Source organism: Dokdonia pacifica (assembly GCF_900188275.1).
Taxonomy (GTDB): Bacteria; Bacteroidota; Bacteroidia; order Flavobacteriales; family Flavobacteriaceae; genus Dokdonia; species Dokdonia pacifica.
In genome coordinates, this window is record NZ_FZNY01000001.1 from 1,299,670 (window position 1) to 1,322,191 (window position 22,522).

At 33.9% G+C, this 22,522-nt stretch carries 22 protein-coding genes and 1 tRNA gene; 8 read left to right on the forward strand and 15 right to left on the reverse strand.

Going from position 1 to position 22,522, the window contains the following annotated elements:
- Nucleotides 1–6 precede the first annotated feature (6 nt).
- Together CHB80_RS05775 and CHB80_RS05780 are read left to right on the forward strand one after the other, a co-directional pair.
- Nucleotides 7–1,143 carry an ATP-binding protein gene (locus CHB80_RS05775; RefSeq protein WP_089370463.1) on the forward strand — a complete coding sequence of 379 codons (1,137 nt, stop codon included), beginning with the start codon at nucleotides 7–9 and terminating at the stop codon, nucleotides 1,141–1,143.
- 1 nt (nucleotide 1,144) lies between these two features.
- Complete coding sequence (locus CHB80_RS05780) at nucleotides 1,145–1,906, forward strand: metallophosphoesterase family protein (RefSeq protein ID WP_089370464.1); 762 nt, start codon at nucleotides 1,145–1,147, stop codon at nucleotides 1,904–1,906.
- A 352-nt stretch (nucleotides 1,907–2,258) separates the two neighbouring features.
- On the opposite strand, the gene CHB80_RS05785 is transcribed toward CHB80_RS05780, so the two are convergent.
- On the reverse strand, nucleotides 2,259–3,686 hold the full coding sequence (locus tag CHB80_RS05785; RefSeq protein WP_089370465.1) for a PcfJ domain-containing protein: 1,428 nt from the start codon (nucleotides 3,684–3,686) through the stop codon (nucleotides 2,259–2,261).
- A 417-nt stretch (nucleotides 3,687–4,103) separates the two neighbouring features.
- Here CHB80_RS05785 and CHB80_RS05790 point away from each other — a divergent pair, with 417 nt between their 5' ends.
- Both CHB80_RS05790 and CHB80_RS05795 read left to right on the forward strand, forming a co-directional pair.
- Complete coding sequence (locus CHB80_RS05790; protein ID WP_089370466.1) at nucleotides 4,104–5,237, forward strand: SPFH domain-containing protein; 1,134 nt, start codon at nucleotides 4,104–4,106, stop codon at nucleotides 5,235–5,237.
- Nucleotides 5,238–5,295: 58 nt separating this feature from the next.
- Nucleotides 5,296–6,417 (forward strand): DNA helicase PriA, encoded by a 1,122-nt coding sequence (locus CHB80_RS05795; RefSeq protein ID WP_089370467.1) that lies wholly within the window; start codon nucleotides 5,296–5,298, stop codon nucleotides 6,415–6,417.
- Between the two features lie 59 nt (nucleotides 6,418–6,476).
- Here CHB80_RS05795 and CHB80_RS05800 read toward each other — a convergent pair whose 3' ends face one another.
- From CHB80_RS05800 to CHB80_RS05840, 9 genes are all read right to left on the reverse strand, one after another.
- Nucleotides 6,477–7,205 (reverse strand): glycerophosphodiester phosphodiesterase family protein, encoded by a 729-nt coding sequence (locus CHB80_RS05800; protein ID WP_089370468.1) that lies wholly within the window; start codon nucleotides 7,203–7,205, stop codon nucleotides 6,477–6,479.
- Nucleotides 7,206–7,221: 16 nt separating this feature from the next.
- Complete coding sequence (locus CHB80_RS05805) at nucleotides 7,222–7,884, reverse strand: inorganic phosphate transporter (protein ID WP_089370469.1); 663 nt, start codon at nucleotides 7,882–7,884, stop codon at nucleotides 7,222–7,224.
- A 134-nt stretch (nucleotides 7,885–8,018) separates the two neighbouring features.
- Nucleotides 8,019–8,621 (reverse strand): hypothetical protein, encoded by a 603-nt coding sequence (locus CHB80_RS05810; RefSeq protein WP_089370470.1) that lies wholly within the window; start codon nucleotides 8,619–8,621, stop codon nucleotides 8,019–8,021.
- A 16-nt stretch (nucleotides 8,622–8,637) separates the two neighbouring features.
- Nucleotides 8,638–9,588 (reverse strand): OmpA family protein, encoded by a 951-nt coding sequence (locus CHB80_RS05815; protein WP_089370471.1) that lies wholly within the window; start codon nucleotides 9,586–9,588, stop codon nucleotides 8,638–8,640.
- Nucleotides 9,589–9,779: 191 nt separating this feature from the next.
- On the reverse strand, nucleotides 9,780–10,964 hold the full coding sequence (locus CHB80_RS05820; RefSeq protein ID WP_229746900.1) for an MFS transporter: 1,185 nt from the start codon (nucleotides 10,962–10,964) through the stop codon (nucleotides 9,780–9,782).
- 344 nt (nucleotides 10,965–11,308) lie between these two features.
- Nucleotides 11,309–12,862: an L-piperidine-6-carboxylate dehydrogenase gene (gene amaB / locus CHB80_RS05825; protein WP_089370472.1), complete on the reverse strand. Its 1,554-nt coding sequence runs from the start codon at nucleotides 12,860–12,862 to the stop codon at nucleotides 11,309–11,311.
- Nucleotides 12,863–12,943: 81 nt separating this feature from the next.
- Nucleotides 12,944–13,531 carry a pyridoxine/pyridoxamine 5'-phosphate oxidase gene (locus CHB80_RS05830; protein WP_089370473.1) on the reverse strand — a complete coding sequence of 196 codons (588 nt, stop codon included), beginning with the start codon at nucleotides 13,529–13,531 and terminating at the stop codon, nucleotides 12,944–12,946.
- 3 nt (nucleotides 13,532–13,534) lie between these two features.
- The gene (locus CHB80_RS05835) at nucleotides 13,535–14,074 is read right to left on the reverse strand and encodes a 3-hydroxyanthranilate 3,4-dioxygenase (RefSeq protein ID WP_089370783.1); all 540 of its coding nucleotides are present in this window, start codon (nucleotides 14,072–14,074) and stop codon (nucleotides 13,535–13,537) included.
- A 135-nt stretch (nucleotides 14,075–14,209) separates the two neighbouring features.
- Entirely contained in the window at nucleotides 14,210–14,704 is a 495-nt protein-coding gene (locus CHB80_RS05840; RefSeq protein ID WP_089370474.1) for a CAP domain-containing protein, read from the reverse strand.
- A gap of 273 nt (nucleotides 14,705–14,977) precedes the next feature.
- Here CHB80_RS05840 and CHB80_RS05845 point away from each other — a divergent pair, with 273 nt between their 5' ends.
- A complete protein-coding gene (locus CHB80_RS05845) occupies nucleotides 14,978–15,331 on the forward strand; it encodes a hypothetical protein (RefSeq protein WP_089370475.1) in 354 nt (117 codons plus the stop codon).
- 681 nt (nucleotides 15,332–16,012) lie between these two features.
- Complete coding sequence (locus CHB80_RS05850; protein WP_089370476.1) at nucleotides 16,013–17,050, forward strand: hypothetical protein; 1,038 nt, start codon at nucleotides 16,013–16,015, stop codon at nucleotides 17,048–17,050.
- 110 nt (nucleotides 17,051–17,160) lie between these two features.
- On the opposite strand, the gene CHB80_RS05855 is transcribed toward CHB80_RS05850, so the two are convergent.
- Complete coding sequence (locus CHB80_RS05855) at nucleotides 17,161–17,370, reverse strand: hypothetical protein (RefSeq protein ID WP_143337058.1); 210 nt, start codon at nucleotides 17,368–17,370, stop codon at nucleotides 17,161–17,163.
- A gap of 181 nt (nucleotides 17,371–17,551) precedes the next feature.
- Nucleotides 17,552–17,743, reverse strand: a complete 192-nt coding sequence (locus CHB80_RS05860) for a hypothetical protein (protein WP_143337059.1) — start codon at nucleotides 17,741–17,743, stop codon at nucleotides 17,552–17,554.
- Nucleotides 17,744–18,031: 288 nt separating this feature from the next.
- Here CHB80_RS05860 and CHB80_RS05865 point away from each other — a divergent pair, with 288 nt between their 5' ends.
- Nucleotides 18,032–20,491, forward strand: a complete 2,460-nt coding sequence (locus CHB80_RS05865; protein ID WP_089370479.1) for a tetratricopeptide repeat protein — start codon at nucleotides 18,032–18,034, stop codon at nucleotides 20,489–20,491.
- 123 nt (nucleotides 20,492–20,614) lie between these two features.
- On the opposite strand, the gene CHB80_RS05870 is transcribed toward CHB80_RS05865, so the two are convergent.
- The 3 genes from CHB80_RS05870 to CHB80_RS05880 form a co-directional block, all read right to left on the reverse strand.
- Nucleotides 20,615–20,794: a hypothetical protein gene (locus CHB80_RS05870; protein WP_089370480.1), complete on the reverse strand. Its 180-nt coding sequence runs from the start codon at nucleotides 20,792–20,794 to the stop codon at nucleotides 20,615–20,617.
- Between the two features lie 206 nt (nucleotides 20,795–21,000).
- Nucleotides 21,001–21,080 (reverse strand) — tRNA-Leu (locus tag CHB80_RS05875).
- A gap of 8 nt (nucleotides 21,081–21,088) precedes the next feature.
- The gene (locus tag CHB80_RS05880) at nucleotides 21,089–21,334 is read right to left on the reverse strand and encodes a GIY-YIG nuclease family protein (RefSeq protein ID WP_089370481.1); all 246 of its coding nucleotides are present in this window, start codon (nucleotides 21,332–21,334) and stop codon (nucleotides 21,089–21,091) included.
- Between the two features lie 230 nt (nucleotides 21,335–21,564).
- Here CHB80_RS05880 and CHB80_RS05885 point away from each other — a divergent pair, with 230 nt between their 5' ends.
- Nucleotides 21,565–22,506: a ribose-phosphate pyrophosphokinase gene (locus CHB80_RS05885; RefSeq protein ID WP_089370482.1), complete on the forward strand. Its 942-nt coding sequence runs from the start codon at nucleotides 21,565–21,567 to the stop codon at nucleotides 22,504–22,506.
- The last annotated feature ends 16 nt before the right edge of the window (nucleotides 22,507–22,522 follow it).

Below are 22,522 nucleotides of genomic sequence, written 5' to 3' on the forward strand. Positions count from 1 at the left end.
CCTATTTTGATTAATAAACGACTACTTATTAAAAACTTACTTTCTCATAATGATGAGAATAGCTTTTATGATAAGAAGCGTAAGATTGATATTGGAAGTAAAGAGGGAAAGGCTAAGTTTTTAAAACACATTTGTGCACTTTCTAATTCAAATCCCAAAAACAATTCTTTTATTGTTATAGGAGTAGATGATGGTGAAAATAAAATTATAGGCGTTCCTTTCTTTGATGATAGTAAGTTGCAAAATCTTATTAACGCCTATTTAGAGAACCCACCCCTCATATCATATGAGAATATCCCTTTTCCACACTTGCCAGAAGATAGAGTGGTAGGTTTAGTTACTATTAGGGAGCAGGATAAGCTTACAGCATTAAAAAAGAATATTTGGAAATACTGGGGCGGAACTGTTTTTTTTAGAGATGGAAGTATGTCTATGCCTAAGGTTTTTAAATCTGATGTAGAAGATGTAAATAGCGAGATCGTTGCTTCCATAGAAAATCACGCAAAAAATAGTATTGAGTTGACATTAGATGGGGTGATTGATTTTATAAATCATCGTCATAACGATATGGAGAGTCGGTACAAGGTGTTTAAAGAACAATTTGTGCTTTGTTGGGCAGGACATAAAAAGGTAGTTAAAGGAGAAACCTATTACTCAAGAGTAGATATTGAACTTATTAATGAGCAAGTACGATTATTTTATTCGGCACTGGATGAGGTGTCTATACATTATGACGAAGATTCGTTTTCTATATTAGAGTATGTGCATTTAGGCGTTCAAGAGCAGTTTAAATATTACCCTTTGGAAGAAGTAGTGATACGCTTTCGCGAAAGCGGAACCTACACGATTGACACGGAATTAATTTTTGATCCTCCAAAAGTAGATAAACGTACATTGTATCATATATATAATAATAACAATGTTATTTTTTATAAAATGAAACGTCAAATAACTCTGAATCAGGGGGAATATAATGATTTGTATGAGTTGCCTAACACCTATTTGATATGTTATCTTAATGGTTTTGAAGGCGCCATTCATAAATTAGAAGAAGTAAAACCGTTTCTTAAAAAATACAAAGGAGCTATTTATAGTCGTTATAAAGAGACAATGCGCATTTTGCGTAAAGTAAGATATAATTAATATGGGAAGAACATTAGTTGTAGGAGATATACATGGAGGCTTACTAGCGCTGAAGCAAGTGTTGAAGAGAGCAGAAGTGACAAAAGAAGATCATCTGGTCTTTTTGGGAGATTATGTAGATGGCTGGAGTGATAGTGTTGGTGTTATTGATTTTCTTACGGAGATGTCATTACATCAGGAAATTACTTTAATTAGAGGGAATCATGATGATTTAGTATATCAATGGTTGAAAGGCAAAGAGATGAGTGCTAAGTGGATACAACATGGCGGGCAGACTACAAAAGATGCATATGCAAAATTATCAAGTGAAGAGCGATATGAACATCTCCCTTTTTATGAAAGACTAAAAGATTATTATATAGATGATCAAAATCGTATGTACTGTCATGCAGGCTTTCAGAATCTCAATGGGCCGAGTCATGAATGGCATAGTACCGCATTTTATTGGGATCGTACTTTATGGGAAATGGTGTGTGCAATGAGAGAAGATTTGTCACCCTTAGATAAGCTATACCCAAAACGTTTACAGCTTTTTAAAGAAATATATATTGGACATACACCCGTAACACGAGTAGGAGCAACGGTTCCTCTGCAAAAAGCAAATGTTTGGAATATAGATACAGGAGCTGCTTTTAAGGGAAGTATCTCGGTTTTAGATGTAGATACTAAAGATTTTTGGCAGAGTGACCCAGTTTGGGAGCTATATCCAGAAGAAAAAGGGAGAAATAGTCACTCTTTTTTAGGGGCAAAGGCCCTCATATAACTAGAAATAAATAAAAAAAGGGGCATTTACCCCTTGTGATACTTCTAAAGCTATTTGATATTTGCAATGTATTAACCATTCAAAATAGTAGGCTTTATTTATAATCCTATTCACGAGTTATAGACATTGTTTATAAATAATGATTTGAATGCTAGCGTATGTTAGTGTTTAGAGTTTAAAAGGGGAAATAGCTTTACGTGGATTTTGTAAAAATGCTTATGTGACTATATGCACCACTATAGTCATTTTGAATATAGAAAACGTCCAATACTTGGGGGAGTAGAGGACGTTTTTTTATGGATATATGTAAGATGTACACCTTTGATTAATAGTTCACAAAGGGGTATTCTTTTTAAAGATTAGAAAGCGCTATAATTATTCTAATAATTAAAAATAGAATCACCCACCATCCTTTTGTTTCTAGATTTATATCTGAGAAACTTTTAATAGGAGCAGGAGGTTCGTGTCCATAATTTACATGTTGGACCACCTCTCTTCTTTCGATAGGAGCTTGCGGCGGCATATCTTGAGCAACGTGTTGCTCTTGATGAGAAACAATTATCTTTTCATTACTTCCAAGTATATGCATCCAATGGTTAAATGCCATAGCTGCCTCTTCTGAAAGTGGAGTATTACATTTACCTTCTGCCTGCAAAACTTCTAGTGTATATGGATTAATTTCTACAGTTGCTAATTTCTTTATAGTATCTCCTTCTTGTTTTCTTAGTGAGAAAATACTTGTTTTTTTAGCATAACAATCATCAATATAATCTGCTACACAGTGATTCATGTCACATCCCTCCTGATATAACTCTTCAGAAGTCAAAAGCTCTTTTGCACTGTATAGAATAGGAGCGTCATTTTTTACAATTTCTAAATGCATCCCTTTGATACCACTAGGAAGCCATGATAAGTAATTAGCCTTATTACGCATTTTTTGCATTTCTAGATGCCATTCTTGTGCTTGATTTAAAAGTGCCTCAAGGGATCTTCCTTTCATAGAAAAATATCTATCTCTTTGAATTCTAGCCTCCAGATACTCCAATGCTTTATAGAGATCCCAATGATTGACTTGTTTTTGAATTGAAAAAAATTGAACTACACTTCTCCAAAATGAAGTGTTTCCTTCTATTTGAGGCAATTTTGATCTTGTAAGCTCCATAGCCATTTGTTGTGATGCTCCATATCCTAATGCTTGTGCACGAACAATCGCTTCTGGCACACTAAATCCTCTAGGGGTATTTCTAAACTCGTGCATCATTTTTGATGTGAATTTATCTGGCAAACCACTTAGTGATTTAACACTTTTACCAAAACCTAACTGTACATACCAAAGCTGATGTCTTAATGAAGATTCATAAAAAGAACTAATCAAAAAGACAGGAGTAGGATATTTTGCAAAGCAATAGTCGATTACATCTTCCAGTTGCTCTTCAGGATCAAAACTTGGGCGTTGCCACATTTCAATAGGACGTACTATCTTAAGTCCAAACGTACTTATGTTTGCTAGTACTTGTATATATAACGGACTCCTTAAGATTTTATAACACCCTTGTGTATGCATGAGTATAAGTAAATCTTTAAATGTTGCACGTTTCCAAGTATGGCGTGTTTTGCTCATTTTTGAAAATGAACTCCATAGAAATGACTCTACTGTGCCTTTATTTTCTTGAGGTTTGTTTTCTGCATGGTAGATTTTTTCTACGAGAAGAATGTATTTACTCTTATTTTTTGAAGTTGTAGTTACTTCGGGTGGTTGTGTATTGTATAATGTTTCCATGATTTCATAAACTTTAATTTTAGATGAAAGACTGGAAACACTGTGATGTTTTCAGCCTATAGTTTGCTGTTTGTATTTGATAGCATATGATTGCTTTTTAATTGTATTTAAAACAAAAACCCCAGAGTTTTGAAGCTCTGGGGTTCTATATATTGTTGACTATTAATTAACTACAATATCGTGCCGTGAGCTGCGCATGTGCCTCGGAAATTTCTTGATATGTAATTACTATTGACATTTTTTCTTTGTTTATCTCATAAACGTTTTGTTTATGAGGATGCAAATCTAAAGGCTTTTTTATGATTTCAAAATTTAATGTGTTATTTATATTTAGTCTAATTTTTATTCAGGCATTTTATTTTTTGCATATGCCTTGTATTTTGTAGATTTAGTACTCCAATTAAAAACCAATCAACTATGGGACTTTTTGATAAAATAAAAGAGAAACTTACCAATGAATTTATTGACATTGTTGAGTGGCTTGATTATACAGATGATACAATAGCGCATCGTTTTGAGCGCTATCAGAATGAGATTAAGAATGGCGCAAAATTAATTGTACGAGAGGGACAAGCAGCCGTTTTTGTGAACGAAGGACAACTTGCAGATGTATTTACACCAGGCTCTTATGATCTTACAACACAGAATTTACCGATTTTAACAACACTTAAGGGATGGAAGTATGGATTTAATTCTCCATTCAAAGCTGAGGTGTATTTTGTAAACACGCATCTTTTTACGGATGAGAAATGGGGGACTAAAAACCCTATTACTTTAAGTGATGAGCGTTTTGGTCTTGTCGAAATACGTGCCTTTGGAACGTATGCTTTTAAAGTGTCAGACCCAGGGAAATTTATTATAGATATTGTAGGTACAGATAGTAATTTTACCAACTTTGAGATTAATGAGCATCTAAAAAGTTTAATTGCTACTCGTTTTACAGATACGGTAGGAGAGGCAAATCTCCCTATAGAGTTATATGCGGCAAATACTTCAGAGTTGTCAGAAACCTGTCAAGAAGTAATGCAACCTGAATTTACCTCTGTGGGAATTTCATTAGAGCGTTTTTATATAGAAAATGTCTCTATGCCGGAAGAGCTTAAAAAGGAGATCTTCGAATATAGTCGTATCGATAAATTGGACCTAGATAAGTTAACTAAATTCAAAACAGCTAAGGCTATCGAGGCAGCCGCAGCTAATGAAGGAGGTACCGCAGGAGCAGGAATGGGAATGGGAATGGGCTTTGTATTGGCACAACAGATGGGAGGAATGATGAGCCCTCAAATGGGAGGACAACAACCGATGCAACAACAAGCGCCTGGAGTACCACCTCCAATGCCAGCACAAACACAGTATTTTTATGCGGCAAATGGGACACAACAAGGGCCCGTTTCTTTTGAGCAATTGAAAGCGCTTTTTGCAAGTAGAACTATAAATCGTGATAGTTTAATATGGAAGCAAGGAATGGCTAATTGGACAGCACTTAAGGATGTTGAAGAATTGAAATCATTCTTGGGAGGAAATACACCACCACCATTACCACAACAATAAATAGAGATTTTTAAATTCATAATAAGTTGCGCTTTTTAAAGCGCAACTATCTCAATGTATGTCAACACCAGAATCTACTGTACAACAACACACAGAACTTAAAAGGTCATGTATCAATTGTGGAGCCGAGCTTAAATATAAGCCCGGAACTACATCTGTTACTTGTGAGTATTGTGGTCACAAAGAAGAAATCACAGTAGATCCTAATGGTTTTGAAGAACTGGAACTCTCATTATATCTTAAGGAAATGGGAGCACAGTCACATAGTGAGAAAATCTCTATGTTACATTGTAAAAATTGTGGTGCCAATCAACATATAGAGGAGAATTACAAATCACTACATTGTGTGTATTGTAGTATGCCTTTAATTGTTGAAGACATGTATACAGAAGATTGGATATTGCCAGGTGCTGTATTGCCTTTTCAAATAGATCAAAAACAATCATTCCAAACCTTTAAAAAATGGGTGAGCGGTCTTTGGTGGGCTCCTAATAACCTTAAAAAGGCATCTCTTGATCCTCAGTTCACAAAAGGCTTGTATTTACCTTATTGGACTTTTGATGCACAGCTAAGAGCTACTTATACTGGACAACGAGGCGTATATTACTACGAAACACAACGATATAAAGATAGTAAAGGAAACTCACGCACACGACAAGTTCGTAAAACACGATGGTATCCTGCATCAGGCAGAATATCGGGTTTTATAGATGATACTCTTATAAAAGCTTCACAACAAAAAACAGGGCGTATTCCTAAGAAAATTGCACGATGGAATCTGCAAAAACTACAACCTTTTAATAGTAGTTTTTTAAGAGGATTTATCACAGAAAAATATACAATTCCTTTGCAAGAAGGACATTTAGAATCCAAAGAAGAAGCACGTCGTATAGCAGATCGTTGGTGTAGAAGAGATATAGGAGGAGATACACAACGTGTAAGCAGTATAGATATGAAGCTTTCTGAAGAAACTTTTAAGCATATATTACTTCCAGTTTATGTGAGCTCATATAGATATAATGGAAAAGAATATAATTTCTTTGTAAATGGAGAAACTGGGACTATTTCTGGAAGTAGGCCGTATTCTTTTTGGAAAATCTTTTTTGCTGTTGTCTTTGCTATCCTATTGATTGTAACTATTGTGTTTATAGCGCAAGCCTCTGAAGGTGCTTCTTACTGATTTTATATCTATTATTTATTTAATAAATGATCCAAAAGAAATAAGTATAATACCCCTTTTTATAAACTAGGAATAAATCCTTCAAAAATAATAGTATCGTAAAGTGCTTTATAAAGCTCAATTTGTGACTGACTACGAGCTGTCCACAATAGTATAGGGACTCCCTTCTCTTTAAAGTAAGACACTCTTTTATTAGGTAAATCGTCTATGTCGTATGCGACAAAATCAGGAGACATACGCTTGTTCAATTGAAAATAATTATAGATATGATTTATTGGAAAAATTAACGTAGAAGGCTCTGCAAGTTGTCCTACATTGTAGGTGTGAGTTTGCTTACTTAGCCATTTTACAGAAGATCTATTAAAGGACTGTAAAGCGACATCGCCTTTATACTCTTTAAGTAATGACAATGTATTTTTTTCTAGTTTTTTTGAGAGACTATGTGTTTTAAATTCTATTAATAAAGGTACTTGCCCTTTTACAAAGTGCAATACTTCTTGAAGTGTAGGAATTGTTTGAGATGTATTAAAAAGAGAGTGGTTTTTTAATGTTGTTTTAGTGAGTGATTTTGTTTTTTTTGAACTATTACAAACTCGTTTTAAATCGGTATCGTGAAAAACAATAACGGTTCCGTCCTTTATAATCTGTATGTCAAGTTCTATCGGGTAATTTTCTTTTATTGCTTTCGCGAAAGCGGATAAAGAATTTTCCGGAATTTTAAGATTGCCATCATGTAAACCACGATGAGCAATAGGTCTAGTGGTAAGCCATGTAGCAATCTTTTTCACTTCAAGGGTGTGTTAATTATGCTTCTTCTGCAAGTTCTTTTTCTGTAAAAGCTCTAAAAGCAAATTTGTATCCTTCATATCCGGCAATAGCATAGAAGAATAAATCCATACCACTGAAAGTTTCTTTCATCATAGGGATGATTTCGGAAAGATTGATTAAACTAAAAGTCTCAAAATAACCAAGATTTTCATAATTAGCTATAGAGCCTACAAGGCTAAAGTAGTTTCCTAAAAGACAACTAACAATAGCAATAATAGCACCTGAGATTCCAAAAATTTGATCCATCCCTTTACCGAAAATACGCATAGAAATTCCTACACCAGCACCTATGGCAATGGCCATATAACCAATCTGATACCCTGTGGCCACTGTGATTGCAGCCCATAATAAGGCGCCAATAAAGCCTACCAAAACCCCTGTGCCTATAGCTGCAGGAAGATTTTGCTCTGATCTGTATTTTTCTAATGCTTTCTCTGAGACTCTAGCCATTGCAACTTGTCTATCAAGTGCTTCTGTGTCATCCATTTGTTCTAATACAGTTTCGTCGTAATTATAATCTCGACATTCTCCTTCAAAATCAGCTTTCCTTTTAGTAAGGCTGCATAAGAGACCCTGTTCCATATCTAATTCTCGGTTAGTACATTTTTTACAAAATTGAAGATGTTCTTCTCTTGTCATAATTTGAATGGTTAATTGTTTTTAATTATTAGAATAGGAGGGTTTTGTGAGATCAATATACATTAATTTTATAGAGCAATAAAAAGCCCCTTCTATAGAAGAGGCTTTTTGTGTTAAATTAGAGAAAGAGTTGTCTATTCTTTCCCGTAATCATGTTCATCTTGCCATTTTTTAAGTTCACCCCATTTTCCTTCGGCAGCTAGTTTTGCTTGCATAGGCCATGATTGAGGACGATGTATTTCAAAACGTTTTCCACCACTTTGAAGAACTTCTTGGCATTTTTCTACAGTAGTGTCTCCTAAAGAGGCCCATGTCTTGATATCAAAATTGTGAAATAGTTCTCTTATTTTTGGACCAATTCCTTCTACCACGGTAAGATCATCTTCTTTAATAGTTTTTCCAAAAGCTGCTTTTGCAGCTGCAGGATCATAAGGAACAATGGTAATAGTAGGTTCAGGAATTGTTTCCGTTTGAGCCGCAAATGATGAAGACATACTCGCAGTACTACTAGCGGCAACAGGTGCTGCAGTTGCTGTTTTAAGTTGTGAACGGCATGCTTCTAAATCTGCCTTTAAAGAAGCATTTTTACGTTTCCATAAATCGAGGTCATCACTAGAATCATTGCCTTTTCCAGCAAGACGTCCTAATAAGTATCCTAAAATTGCGCATATAAGGCCAACAAGAAGCGGTATGAGCCAGCACGGTATGTTTGATAAGTCTATTATTAATAAATTCATTTCTTTAATTTTTTAGTTAGTTTATTCTGACGATAGAGCGTCTGTTTTTTGCTTTACCTTCTTCGGTTTCATTAGAAGCTATAGGTTCGTCTGGCCCTTTTGAGGTAGTAATGATTTTGGATTCAGGTATTCCATTACCTTTAAAATATCCTTTTACATAATCGGCTCTTTTTTTACCTAAAGGCATGTTTGTAGCACGACTACCACTATTATCTGTATGCCCTTCTATAGTTATAGAAGAACCTTCTACTTTGTCTAAATAACGACTAATATCTGCTATTTTTTGACGCTGTTCTGTCGTAAGGTTTATGGATGCTTGCGCATTACCGAAATGAAGAATTAACGGATCGTCATTAATACGTTTTTTGAGATTTTCTAATTCTTTTAAATCACTGGCTTCATCAGTATTTGCGGCTCTATTATGTATTAAATAATTTATAGGTCCTTTAAATATAGAATCATTTGCTATTAAAGAATTGTCTTCTTTTCCAAAAATATTTAGTTGCCTAGAAGATATTCCTTTTGAACTTAAGTAATTCTTTACAGCATTTGCTCTAGCAACTCCCAAATTAGGAAATGCAGAGGGGTTATTTTCAGTAGAGGTATAAAGTCCTGTAATATCTAAATATTTCTCATTATTCTCATCAAGATATCTTTGCAACTCATCTATTCCTATGTTTATTTTATCAGAGATAGGGGTTAATGGGTTAAAGTCAGAAATAGTAAAGTTAAAATTATCATTGCTTGAATATGCAAAGTTTCCGTCGGGGTCTTTAAAAGTAAAGCCCATGTTTGTAGCAGTTGGAGGCGTTGTTTCAGCTACTGCTTCTTTTTGATTATTTAGGTGTTGATCTTCTTTAGATTCTTCCTTGTGTGTTGCATCTTTACAACAGAAAAACCACATTAAAATCATTCCAATAATAATCGTAAGCAAAATACCGAAGAGGTATTTCGTTTTCTTACTCATTTTGGTTAGTTTTTGGTTAATAGTGTTTTAAAGTTACTAAAAAATGTTAAAGAAACGCATTAGCGTTTTTTGGAAGAATATTTTGTAAATAATCGATAGAGATGCTACGGTTGTCGATAAAGAACTTAAGAAACGTTTTTTGTTTTAAATAAAGTAACTATACAAGGCTCATTGTTGTATCATAAAAATAATCAATTACTTCTTTTTCTATAAATAGAAATTAAACCAAATAATGGACCTATTCCTAATACTAAAAATAAATAGGAAGGATTTATAAATGCTTGTAATAGAAGTAATAATTGAATACTTACAATGGTAATTGCAAAACCAATACAATTTACAATAGTAAGAGCTGTTCCTTTGTATACAGGGTCGGCATTTTGAGCAACAAGTGTTGAAAATAAAGGCGAATCTGCGATAACAACCATCCCCCATACAGCTAGTAAGGTCATAAATAACAATTGTGAAGGTATTTCAAATAATAAGGGTGACATAAAACAAAAAACACCAGAGAGTGCAAGAGCTATAGTGGCTGTTTTTTTTGTTCCTTTTTTAAGGGATACATAACCAGCTATTATACAAGAAATAGCTCCTATCCCTATTACAATAAAAGAAGAAATGGCGATGTTTAAAGTGCTTTCAGGATGTAATGTATTATAGGAAGCTATAATCATAGGAACAAATGCCCAAAATGCATATAACTCCCACATGTGTCCAAAGTAACCGAAAGCTGCGGCTTTGAATTTTTTATTTTTAAAAATGTTATGGATTACAGAAAAATCTAAAGTGGCGCTTTTTTTTCTATAAGGACCATCTGGAACTAGAAAAGCTAAAAGGAGTCCTCCTAGCAAAGCAATAATTGATGTAATTACTACGATTGTTTTCCAAGGAAGTTGTTCTGTAAAACCTTTTAAAATATGTGGAAAGGCAGTTCCTAATACTAGAGCTCCCACGAGAAAACCTAAAGACTTTCCTAATCCCTTATTGTAATAATCGGCAGCAATTTTCATTCCTACAGGATAAATACCTGCTAAGAAAAAACCAGTCAAAAAGCGTAAAATAAGAATACTTGTAAGAGAATTGTGATTCCAAACAATTGCAAGGTTAAAAATAGCAGCAATGAAGGCGCTTATTAAAAATACTTTTGAAGGAGAAAATCTATCGGCAATCGTAAAAATAGCAAATAAGAGCGTCCCTGCTATAAACCCAAATTGGACCGCAGAGGTTATATGGGCGAGTGTGTTTTCTGGAAGCGAAAAATGAATAATAAGATCTTGTAATATTGCATTACTAGAAAACCAAAGTGATGTGCCACAAAATTGAGAAACTACAATAACTGGTAAAATCCATTTAGGGATGGGTGTATTATTGATCAAAACTATTATAGATTAGTATGTGGTAATATATGTCTGTAAAATAGAGAATTACTATCATTTTATGACATCAATTTTATTTTTTTCAAATAAAATGAAAATATAGGGTAGGAGTTATTGCTTTTCTGTTGTTTAATAAGCAAACGTATTAATCCTACTGATTAGAATTAAGTTTTTTTAACTGGAAATCATAACAAGACTACTAGATCTTAATCCTACTTATGCTATCTCTGTTTAGAAAGTACAGTTAAGAAATTCTTAATCGAAACTACAAAACTACACAAAAGAAACCCCCGCATAATATATATTATGAGGGGGTTTTAGTTTTATATACTAATACCTATAGCTTATAGATCAAATTTGATTCCTTGAGCTAGTGGCAATTGTGTCGTATAATTAATTGTATTTGTTTGACGGCGCATATATACTTTCCAAGCATCAGAACCAGACTCGCGCCCTCCTCCTGTATCTTTTTCTCCTCCAAAGGCACCTCCTATTTCTGCACCAGAAGTTCCAATATTTACATTTGCTATTCCACAATCAGACCCAGCAACACTTAAGAAACGCTCAGCCTCACGAAGATTATTAGTCATAATAGAACTAGATAATCCTTGTGCAACACCATTTTGAAGTTCAATAGCATCTTCTACACTTCCAGAATATTTAAGAAGATATAATACAGGAGCAAATGTTTCGTGCTGTACAATTGGGAAGCTATTATCTGCTTCGGCAATAGCTGGTTTTACATAGCATCCACTTTCATATCCTTCTCCAGATAACACGCCACCTTCAACAATAATTTTACCTCCTTGTGCAACTACTTGCTCTAAGGCATTATTATAATTTGCAACAGCATCTGTATCGATTAATGGACCCACATGATTATTTTCATCTAATGGATTTCCTATGCGTAATTGCCCGTATGCATCTACAACAGCATCTCTTACTTTGTCATAAATACTTTCATGAATAATAAGACGTCTTGTTGAGGTACAACGTTGACCACAAGTTCCCACAGCTCCAAATACACCTCCAATAACAGTCATCTTGATATCTGCATCTGGAGTTACAATGATAGCATTATTTCCTCCTAATTCTAATAAAGAAGTACCTAGACGCTCTCCTACAGTACGAGAAACTATTTTACCCATACGTGTACTTCCTGTTGCAGAAACTAATGGAATTCGAGTATCTGTAGTTAAGTATTCACCTACTTTATAATCGCCATTAATAAGACAAGAAATACCTTCAGGAAGGTCATTTTCTTTTAATACATCTGCAATGATATTTTGGCAGGCAACACCACATAAAGGTGTTTTTTCTGAAGGTTTCCAAACACATACATCTCCACATATCCAAGCAAGTGCAGTATTCCAAGCCCATACAGCTACGGGAAAATTAAAGGCAGAAATAATTCCTACAACTCCTAATGGATGATATTGTTCATACATACGGTGTCCAGGACGTTCTGAGTGCATTGTAAGGCCGTGTAACTGACGTGAAAGACCAACTGCAAAATCACAGATGTCTATCATTTCTTGTACTTCTCCAAGACCTTCTTGATATGATTTCCCCATTTCGTAAGAAACCAATTTTCCTAAAGGCTCTTTAAGTTCGCGTAGTTTTTGTCCAAACTGACGTACTATTTCTCCTCTTAATGGAGCTGGTTTTGTTCTCCAAGTTTTGAAAGCAGCAGTAGCCGCATCCATTACTTGATCATAATCTTCACGTGTTGTGCTGGTTACTTTTCCTATAAGTTGGCCATCAACCGGAGAGTGTGACTCGATGATAGCTCCGTTAGAAAACCAATTATTTCCTGTGGAAGTTCCATCGTTTATATCTTTTAAACCAAGTTGTTTTAAAGCTTGATCCATTCCAAAATCTGTAGCGACTGTACTCATTTTGTTTCGTTTTTTATATTTAAGAAATCGTTTGCGAAGATACAGATAATACTATGCCTGTAAAAGAATAGAGCATCTTTCTTATGGTTCCAGTTGGATAATATCCCACCCTTCTTCAGATTGTGTATATAATACTCTGTTGTGGAACCTAGAGGCATTAAATTCTAAAAATTCGATACGGTAAGGTTTGATTTTCCAACCACTCCAATGAGCTGGTTTATTGATGGGTTGCTGTCTTTTTACGCTTTCGCGAAAGCGTACCCTTAATAATTCTAAATCTTTTGCAGGGGCTCCTTGTGTACTTATGGTACTCACAATTTGGGATTCGTAACTCCTATCATTAAAAAAGAAAAGGGCATCTTCTTCGGAAATTACAGAAGCTGTTCCTTGAATGCGTACCTGACGTTTGGTTTCTTCCCACCAAAATGTAAGTGCTACTTTGGGATGTGCATCGATTTCTTTTCCTTTTCTGGATAAGGTAGATCCAGTGATGATGAGATATGGTTTTTCTATAGATTTGAGAGATACATTTCGAGCATTAGGAAAACCATCTAGTCCTTGAGTAGATAGGACACACGCAGATGGGTAGTTGTTTTTGGTAATGGATACGTATTCCTGTAGCCAGTGTGCAAATGTATCTATGGGTTCTGGATACTCTTGTTTGTTCATGAATTATTCTTGCGGAACAAAGCGTTTATCTGTAGGCATTATTTCTCCACAATTAGAGCAGGTGCGTTTTTTCTCGTCACCGTAAAAATCTATAAAATGACCTAAGAAATCTTTTTCAACATCTTCTAAAAGAAAGCGTACTTCATATAGTTTGGTATTACAGTTATCACAAAACCAAAGTAATCCGTCTTTTCCGTTTAAATGAATACGTTTACGCTCTATCACAAGACCAATAGAATTTTCATGTCGTACAGGAGAATGAGGTACACCTGCGGGATGTAAATACATATCTCCAGGTCCTAATTTCATTGTCTTTTTTTGTCCGTCTTCTTGAATATGTACTTCAATATGTCCTTCAAGTTGATAAAACAATTCTTCTGTTTCGTTGTAATGATAGTCTTTTCGTGCATTTGGACCACCTACTACCATTACGATATAGTCTCCAGCATCTTTGTATAAATTTTTGTTTCCTACAGGTGGTTTAAGAAGATCTCTATTTTCTTCTATCCATTGATTTAGGTTGAAAGGTTTTGCTATAGCCATAATCTTAAAAGAATTTGTATAAAAATACAACAATCTCTTTTAGGTAGCTTCATGGAAGATTCTAATTCATATGCAAAAAACAACCCCACCAGTAAAATACTAATGGGGCTGTAAACCAATTATGGTTTGGGGTTCTTATTTAACAAAAATGTGTGTAAAGAAATTCACACCACTTTCTGTTTGTGCGACACTTATCCCTGAATGGGTAAAATCGCTTTCTATTGCTTCTTTATGATCTGGACTATTCAACCATCCATCTACTACAGCTTGAGCAGTACGGTACCCAAAGGCAACATTTTCACTCACGGCATCTGCGCCATTTGCTCTTAAGTAATCTGAACGTTGAAAGAAATTATCATGGCTTACTTTATTATTTACAATCATGTACGCCGTATGATCCAAAGCTTCTTCTTTGGCTAAAGTGTGTTGGGAAAAAGGTGGAAGATTCAGCGTTGCTCTATGGTCATTTATAATAGCTAAAATCTCATTAGACATAGCATCATTATTTTCAACAATGAATTCGCTTTCAAAATTTACAGAGGCAGATGGATCATCGATTTCATCTGTACTACATGATACGAAAAGGCATACGAATCCCATGACAAACAGGGCATTTGTAATTAACTTCATGATTTGGGGTATTATGATTTGGGATTACTAATATAAAATAAAAATGCAGATAAACGTTATAATTGTATATTTAATCGATGAAATACACAAATTCCTACAATATTTTTAATGAAACTATTGGAATTCTTACAAGAAGAAAAGGGAATTATAAAAATCACTAGTAATTAATTTATTACTTTTAAAAGGTAAGAAACGAAGTTTTGTGAATGTAAGTTATCATTTTTACACTAGAAGTAATAATTAGTATACAACTAAAAAAGAACACTATATACTATGGAGAAAAATTGTCTTGAATGCGGAACACGTATTATAGGTCGTTCTGACAAGAAGTTTTGTAATGATTCGTGTCGTAATAGTTATAATAATAAATTCAATAAAGATTCTAAAAACCTTGTGCGTAATATAAATAATAGATTACGTAAAAACTACCGTATTCTAGAAGCGCTTAATCCTGACGAAAAAACAAAAACAACAAAATCAAAACTCACTACTGCAGGTTTTGATTTTAATTATTTCACTAGTATATATACTACCAAGGCAGGGACGATATATTATTTTGTGTATGATCAAGGATATTTACCCATAGATGGCGGTGAGTATTATGCCCTTGTGAAACGTAAAACATAAGAATAATTGTCAGTTATAAAAACCTATTGAGCTTGTGGCTTAGTTTTTGTGATACGTTTAACGCGTATTTATTATGAATCTTTAAAAAGATTTTTTAAGTTTGATATATATACGAGGGGATATAAAAAATGGAGGTAACATGCTGTTTTTTATACGATAATTAGTATTTGTCCGTTGTACATAATACACCCTAAATCAAAAACAATAGATTCCTTTTTTAGGTATCAGTTCGCTTTCATGCACCACTTTAGAAAAGCGTTTTGTTTTTATAAATAAAACATAGTATAATTTAATTTTTAAAGTATTGAAAAAGCAACTAAACTTCTTTATGTTTTTACGTGCAAGGCATGATTTAAAAACAGTAACCTAATATTCTTTTTATCATAAAGAATAGTAATAATTCCTTTTCTACAACCACACTTTAAGGAAAGTTTAAAATAAGTACTTGCTCTTATGTTTGAGAGCACTAAAATCGAGACTAAAATAGACGTCGTTGGGGGACGATACCTATTAGATGAATCGTAAGCTATAGTATAGGTAACCATATGTATTATAGCTTGATATGATGGTATTTCTTTATGAGAAATATCAGTACTATGACTTTTTATGCACCACATCTAAAAAGCATATTAGTGCTCTCCCTAAGAGCAATTACAACAAATAATTTAAAAAGAGATTCACATGAAGAAATATTCTTCAAAGGCAGATGTGGCCTTAATTGACCCAGCATTAAATACAAAGAGCAATAACCAGTATCTTATATATCCTCCAGCAAATAAAACAAGTCATTTTATTAAGATTACTCGTATAAAAAATCAAGACAAGAGAGCAGCTGCTATGAAAAAAGCAGTAAGAATGTATAATGTATTTGAAAACAGTTTAGAGATTCGTAGTGCATTACCATCATTATATGACTTTTCACTATGGCTAGCAGCACATAAAGAAGATTTTTCCTATCATTCTATTAAAAGAAATATAAAACAGACTACCTTATTATCGGAAGCACAAGAGATATTTTTATGGGAAAATCTGATATATCAAATTGTAGAGAAACAGTCATTAGTTGTTAAAGAAGCGCTTATCCGTTTATTAGTAACCAATGAATTTTTAAAAACGTTTATTGATTTTAGTCAGCAAAATGATACCTATCATGAAGATGTGCTATTTACAGAAGAACAGTATCAAAAGTTTACAATGATAGCAAATGCAACTGTTGTCATCACAAAAGAATTGCTTGATGCAGAAATAAATGTTTCTGAGATTGGAATTAAAGACCAAAAACAGCAATTGTTTATTGAAAAATGTATTCTGTTACAGAATAAAATAGAAATGTATAAAGAAGTATTTGTAGAGCTAAAAAAAATAAACACCTTACATGATAAAGAATATGATCAAGGATTTAGCAAGGCGTTACAGCAACAAACAAAAACTATTACACTTGTTGCAGATAAAGTGTTAAGCACTAAGGAAACAATTATAGATGTTTATACCGGAGACGAAATTGATGAGCAAGTTAAGATTCCTTCCTTTTCATTTGAGGTTAAAAAACCATTACAGCTACAATCGATACTCCACAAAGTAAAAGAAGCGTCAAAAGTAGTAATTGAAAAAGAATTAATTCCTGTTTGTAAAACACTCCTTGAGGGGTTACATTTATTAAGACAAACTATTCTTTATTATCAAAGATGTATGGATATATTCTCATCTAAAGCTCTATAAAATCTAATATGGTTTTATGCAGTACCTACAAAGCCTTGATGTATGAATACATCAAGGCTTTTTTTTAGAAATTACTATGAAAAATAAAGTGATTGCATCACTTTATTAATTTAGTTGCAACATACGGTTTGCTCTGAAGCAGTTTGAACCTCACAATCTACACCACAAGTAGCGCCCTCACAAAATGATTGAGCAGTATCACACCCATTTCCTGGTGTTGTTCTCTTAGGGAGTGCTTTACCTCCTTGAATTGACATACTATTGAATCTAGAAATAACTTCTTTGTTAAGCGCTAGGCTTTTGATACTCTTTTTTTTCATAATGATATATTTAAGATGAATACCTGAAATTAAAGCAACTATAGCATGCATACAATAGTGCATGTATATACGCGTGTAAAAGCTGTAAAACTGCTAGAGAGCACTTCATAAGAGTATTTTTATGGAATTATAAGGTAAAAGAAAAGCGAACCGAAGTTCGCTTAATCTAGAAATGAAGTGTTTAGTAACAAATATAACAGGCTCCATACTCCCAAGAGTATCCATAACCAAAACATTGAGCTTGTGAATAGTTTGTTCTTTTTCCTCCTGTACCACCACATACATTAGGAATAAGAGGCGGTAAACCTCCAGCTATTTTTTTCTGATCTGCCTTGTCTAAAGTAATTCCTAAGGTTGACATGTTTTTTAACATACTTCATGATTTATTGGGTTAATAATGCAGTTAATATAATTAAAATAAATTGATAATCAACATGTTACGGTTTTCGCGTAATGTGTATATGAAGTGTGTTGTATACGCTTTCGCGAAAGCGTATCACTCATTAAGGGAAACCGTACGATAGGCAAGACAATACTCTGTATTTTTCTTTCTATATTTAAAGGTTTGATAATCAATAAGATTTGTAAGGTTTGTAAATACAATAAAAGAAGTGTTTATTAGTATCTAAAAAGATGCATGAAGCTTTAATTATAAGAAAGAATGACGATAGAATCCATTTTAATATATGTAGGGAAGAGTATTGCTAGACTGGCTTTCAAAACAGCTTTAAAAAATAAAATCACCCCTCTTTTTGGGGATAAAGAATCGTATGAAGCAAGCTTGTATCATGTGATTTTAAAAACCATAGAAGATTTTGAAAAAGAACATCCTAGCTCTAAAGTGACAGGTAAATTTCCTTTTTATAAAAGTCACTTGCTTTTTGATGCTTTAAGTCGCTATGTTTTATTTAATGAAGGCTCAAAGGAAACGTTAGATATTGCCTTTAAAGAAAACACAAACATTATACCTCCAACCAAAGAAGAACTTGAAGCATTCTATCAGTTGTTTTTGGACAATGTAGTTCAAGATCAAAAACTAAAGGATCTGTTTATCAGTGAAAATTATCAAAAACAAATATTTTCCAATACTGAAAAACTGAAGAGTTTAATTAATTTAACTACTTCTGTAAAAGACGATACTCAAGAAATTATTAAACGATTAGACGGAGGGGTCTCTTCTCAAATTCCCAAAGAACTCACAACCCTACTACCTAAGTTAGAAAAAAGGAAAATTGTAGGAAGAAGATCAGAACTGGAAAAACTTAAAAAAAGCTTATTTGACAATAAACAAGTCGTTTTGGTTAATGGTATGGGAGGGATAGGAAAGACAACCCTAGCGACCGTATACTTAACAGAGTTTTTTAATGAATATAATCATATTGCTTGGATAAGCGCCACTCAAAATGGATTCTATAATGATGTGGTTGCGGCAGCTGGACTTTTGGAATCTTTACGAATAGAATTAGGAGGTACTCCAGAAGAAACATACAATGCCGTAAAAGCAAAGCTGAACAGCCTCAAAGGCAAAAATTTATTAATTATAGATAATGCTACAGAAGATCTGGCTATTTATGCTTCTTATTTGCCTAGTCAACCTAAGTGGCATTTACTAGTGACTTCACGAGAGAAAATTGATTTTTTTGATACGATGGAGATTGGTTTTTTAAGTGAACCCGAAGCCGTACAACTTTTTAAAGAACACTACAAGTACCAGAAACTTCAAAATAAGGATATTAAAGAATTGGTAGCGGGTATTGAATACCATACCCTCACTATAGAAATATTGGCCAAAACTGCCCAAGAATTGCGAATGTCTCCAACAGCATTGAATGCCGCCATTGTAAACAATATGGAGACAGATATTATCACAAGGCATCGCAATAAAAAAATAGGTAAAATCTTGTCTTATTTAACAGCTGTTTTTGATATGAGTGAGTTAACTAAAGATGGTATTACCGTATTAAAATATATAAGTGTATTACCTTCTGAATACCTGCAAAATGAAGATTTGGAAGAGGTACTCTCTTTTTTACCAGATATCTTGCCTAGAGGGCGTGCAGAATTACTAAAAAAAGGATGGGTGTTATATAACCCATCGGAAGATGCTTATAAACTACATCAAATTATTCAGGAGGTTGTAAAATCTAAGTTTACGCATGATGCTGAGTTTTTGGAACCACTTATAATCTCATTGCAATCAGTTTTAAGCTTTAATATTGAAAATAAAGACAATCCCATCTCAAAATTTAAATGGATTCCATATGGGAAAACGTTTTTAAAGCAATTCGAAGAGAATACAGCCATAAATGTATCTACAATTCAAAATAATTTAGGGTTAATACTTAGGGATTTAGGAGATTATGTGGGTGCTAAGGGTGTATTGGAAAAGTCAGTAGAGTCTCATGAGAAGTATTTTGGGGAAGATCATCCTAATACTATTAGTAGTTATTCTAATTTTGCGCTCTTTCTTCAAGATATAGGAGACTATAGAGGCGCAAAGAATTTAATAGAAAGAGTAGTGTCTTCTGATGAGAAAAATTTTGGAGAAGATCATCCTAATACTGCAATTAGTTATTCGATTTTGGGATTAGTACTTAAAGATTTAAAGGACTATAGGGGCGCAAAGAATTTATTAGAAAAAGCATTAGTATCAGATGAGAAGAACTTTGGAGACCACCATCTTAATACTGCGACTAGTTATTTAAATTTAGCAACCACACTTCGAGGTATAGGGGATTATGAGGGCGCAAAGGATTTAATGGAAAAGGCGATGTCTTCTTATGAAAGAAATTTAGGAATGGATCATCCATACACTACTACTAGCTATTCAAATTTAGCATTGGTGCTTCAAGATTTAGGAAATTATGAAGGCGCCAAGGATTTATTGGAAAAGGCAATAGCATCCGATATAAAGAACTTTGGGGAACATCACCCTGCTACTGCAAATCGATATTCTAATTTGGCTACTGTACATAAAGATTTAGGAAATTATGAAGGTGCAAAGGTTTTATTGGAAAAAGCTTATCAAATCTTTTTAAATAAACTAGGAGGTGAGCACCCTAACACCAAAATTGTGAAAGGTAATTTAAGTGTAATAATAAAAGAAATGGAAAATCAATAAAGATCTGGCAACAAAAACACAAATTAATCATTACCCTAGTTAAAAAGAAATAACGGGAAAATAAAAATGAAAAGCGAACATAAGTTCGCTTTGTAATATATTATATATAGTTCATCACCACTATTATAGTTCATCACCACAACCGAGTAGCGTCATGCATTGCTCATAATTATTATCACTATCCAAAAGATTATGACATAAACTATGTGTCAAATTACATCGTATAGATCCTCCATTAATATTTTTTTGTTCTTGCTTGTTTAACTCTTGAACTCCTTCAAGGTTTGAAATATTTTTTAGCATAATGATTAATTTTAGAGTTAGTATTCTAAGCTAAAGATATTAAAATTAATTGATTTCTATGTATTTAGCATGCACAATAAGTGGTGTTAGTGTTTTTAAAAATTGACTTGAGATTTAGACAGATTATCAATATAATTTATCAGTTATTTATGCTAGAATAGTATTCTTAAACCAAAAAGACTCCTTGTAAAACAAGAAGTCTTTAGTACCTTGGGTGGGAATCGAACCCACACTCCTAGGAACGCGAGTTTGAGTCGCGCGCGTCTACCAATTCCGCCACCAAGGCATTTGTTATCAAAGTGTATCTCTGATAATTCTGAGCTGTTCTTTTCCAACCCCAGATTTCCAGTATTTTTCTCGTTTCCGAGCACTGGGTCTATCAAGACATGCTTCTTGATAAATAATTTTATAAGGAAGATACGGTTTGGTAGTACGTTCTCTTCCTGTATTATGTCTATGAAAACGTTCTTCTAGATTCTCAGTCATTCCTACATAAATATAGTTATGATGTATACTAGAGAGTGCGTAAACATAGATCATTTCTTCAAAATTTCAATGGCTACGATAGTGAGTCGCAGCGCGCCTGCCTGTCGGCAGACAGGTCTACCAATTCCGCCATTTCGGCTAAGTGGACAGCAAAATTAAAGAATAAATTCGATCAAACAACATAAAACACTGACTTTTCTAAGGCTAGACTTATTTTTATTACTATTTTTGCACCTCCTTTTGAAAAAGGAATTAATAATCAATCTGTTTAACCGTTACCAAAGATGGCCGCTACAGTACCACAACCTAAAATATTTGCTTGTCAAAAAAGTAAAGTTCTTGCAGATGCAATCGCTAAAGCTTTTGGGCAACCACTAGGAAATGTTATTACCTCTACCTATAGTGATGGAGAATTCCAACCTTCTTTTGAAGAGTCGGTACGTGGTTCTAGAGTTTTTATCATTGGAAGCACGATGCCTAACAGTGATAACCTCATGGAAATGTTGTTAATGCTAGATGCGGCAAAACGTGCGTCGGCTAGACACATTACTGCCGTAATTCCTTATTTTGGATGGGCGCGTCAAGATCGTAAAGACAAGCCTAGAGTTCCTATCGCAGCAAAACTAAAAGCAAGCTTATTAGAAACTGCTGGAGCTACACGTATTATCACTATGGATTTACACGCAGATCAAATCCAAGGATTTTTTGAGAAGCCAGTAGATCATTTATTTGCTTCGACGATATTCCTACCCTACTTACAAGACTTAGGATTAGAAAATCTTACCATTGCCTCTCCAGATATGGGAGGTAGTAAAAGAGCCTATGCCTATAGTAAAGCAATGGAAAGTGATGTGGTGATTTGTTATAAGCAACGTGCTAAGGCAAATGTGATTTCTCACATGGAACTTATAGGTGATGTAGAAGGACAGCATGTAGTGCTTGTAGATGATATGGTAGACACTGCCGGTACCTTAACAAAAGCTGCAGATTTGATGATGGAGAAAGGCGCATTAAGTGTACGTGCTATTTGTACACACGCAATTTTAAGCGGTAATGCCTATGAAAAATTAGAAAATAGTAAACTCAAAGAATTAATCGTAACAGATTCTATTCCTAGAGAGCACAGAAGCGATAAAGTAAAAGTATTGAGCTGTGCACCACTATTTGCAGATGTAATGCACCGTGTAAATAGCAACACGAGTATCGCATCTAAGTTTGTTATGTAATTAATTAATACTTAAT

Excerpts from the sequence above, each read along its gene's own strand:
- CHB80_RS05780 (WP_089370464.1), top strand. The coding sequence starts at position 1,145 with ATGGGAAGAACATTAGTTGTAGGAGATATACATGGAGGCTTACTAGCG.
- CHB80_RS05785 (WP_089370465.1), bottom strand. The coding sequence starts at position 3,686 with ATGGAAACATTATACAATACACAACCACCCGAAGTAACTACAACTTCA.
- CHB80_RS05790 (WP_089370466.1), top strand. The coding sequence starts at position 4,104 with ATGGGACTTTTTGATAAAATAAAAGAGAAACTTACCAATGAATTTATT.
- CHB80_RS05795 (WP_089370467.1), top strand. The coding sequence starts at position 5,296 with ATGTCAACACCAGAATCTACTGTACAACAACACACAGAACTTAAAAGG.
- CHB80_RS05805 (WP_089370469.1), bottom strand. The coding sequence starts at position 7,884 with ATGACAAGAGAAGAACATCTTCAATTTTGTAAAAAATGTACTAACCGA.
- CHB80_RS05810 (WP_089370470.1), bottom strand. The coding sequence starts at position 8,621 with ATGAATTTATTAATAATAGACTTATCAAACATACCGTGCTGGCTCATA.
- CHB80_RS05815 (WP_089370471.1), bottom strand. The coding sequence starts at position 9,588 with ATGAGTAAGAAAACGAAATACCTCTTCGGTATTTTGCTTACGATTATT.
- amaB (WP_089370472.1), bottom strand. The coding sequence starts at position 12,862 with ATGAGTACAGTCGCTACAGATTTTGGAATGGATCAAGCTTTAAAACAA.
- CHB80_RS05830 (WP_089370473.1), bottom strand. The coding sequence starts at position 13,531 with ATGAACAAACAAGAGTATCCAGAACCCATAGATACATTTGCACACTGG.
- CHB80_RS05835 (WP_089370783.1), bottom strand. The coding sequence starts at position 14,074 with ATGGCTATAGCAAAACCTTTCAACCTAAATCAATGGATAGAAGAAAAT.
- CHB80_RS05840 (WP_089370474.1), bottom strand. The coding sequence starts at position 14,704 with ATGAAGTTAATTACAAATGCCCTGTTTGTCATGGGATTCGTATGCCTT.
- CHB80_RS05845 (WP_089370475.1), top strand. The coding sequence starts at position 14,978 with ATGGAGAAAAATTGTCTTGAATGCGGAACACGTATTATAGGTCGTTCT.
- CHB80_RS05850 (WP_089370476.1), top strand. The coding sequence starts at position 16,013 with ATGAAGAAATATTCTTCAAAGGCAGATGTGGCCTTAATTGACCCAGCA.
- CHB80_RS05855 (WP_143337058.1), bottom strand. The coding sequence starts at position 17,370 with ATGAAAAAAAAGAGTATCAAAAGCCTAGCGCTTAACAAAGAAGTTATT.
- CHB80_RS05860 (WP_143337059.1), bottom strand. The coding sequence starts at position 17,743 with ATGTTAAAAAACATGTCAACCTTAGGAATTACTTTAGACAAGGCAGAT.
- CHB80_RS05865 (WP_089370479.1), top strand. The coding sequence starts at position 18,032 with ATGACGATAGAATCCATTTTAATATATGTAGGGAAGAGTATTGCTAGA.
- CHB80_RS05870 (WP_089370480.1), bottom strand. The coding sequence starts at position 20,794 with ATGCTAAAAAATATTTCAAACCTTGAAGGAGTTCAAGAGTTAAACAAG.
- CHB80_RS05880 (WP_089370481.1), bottom strand. The coding sequence starts at position 21,334 with ATGATCTATGTTTACGCACTCTCTAGTATACATCATAACTATATTTAT.
- CHB80_RS05885 (WP_089370482.1), top strand. The coding sequence starts at position 21,565 with ATGGCCGCTACAGTACCACAACCTAAAATATTTGCTTGTCAAAAAAGT.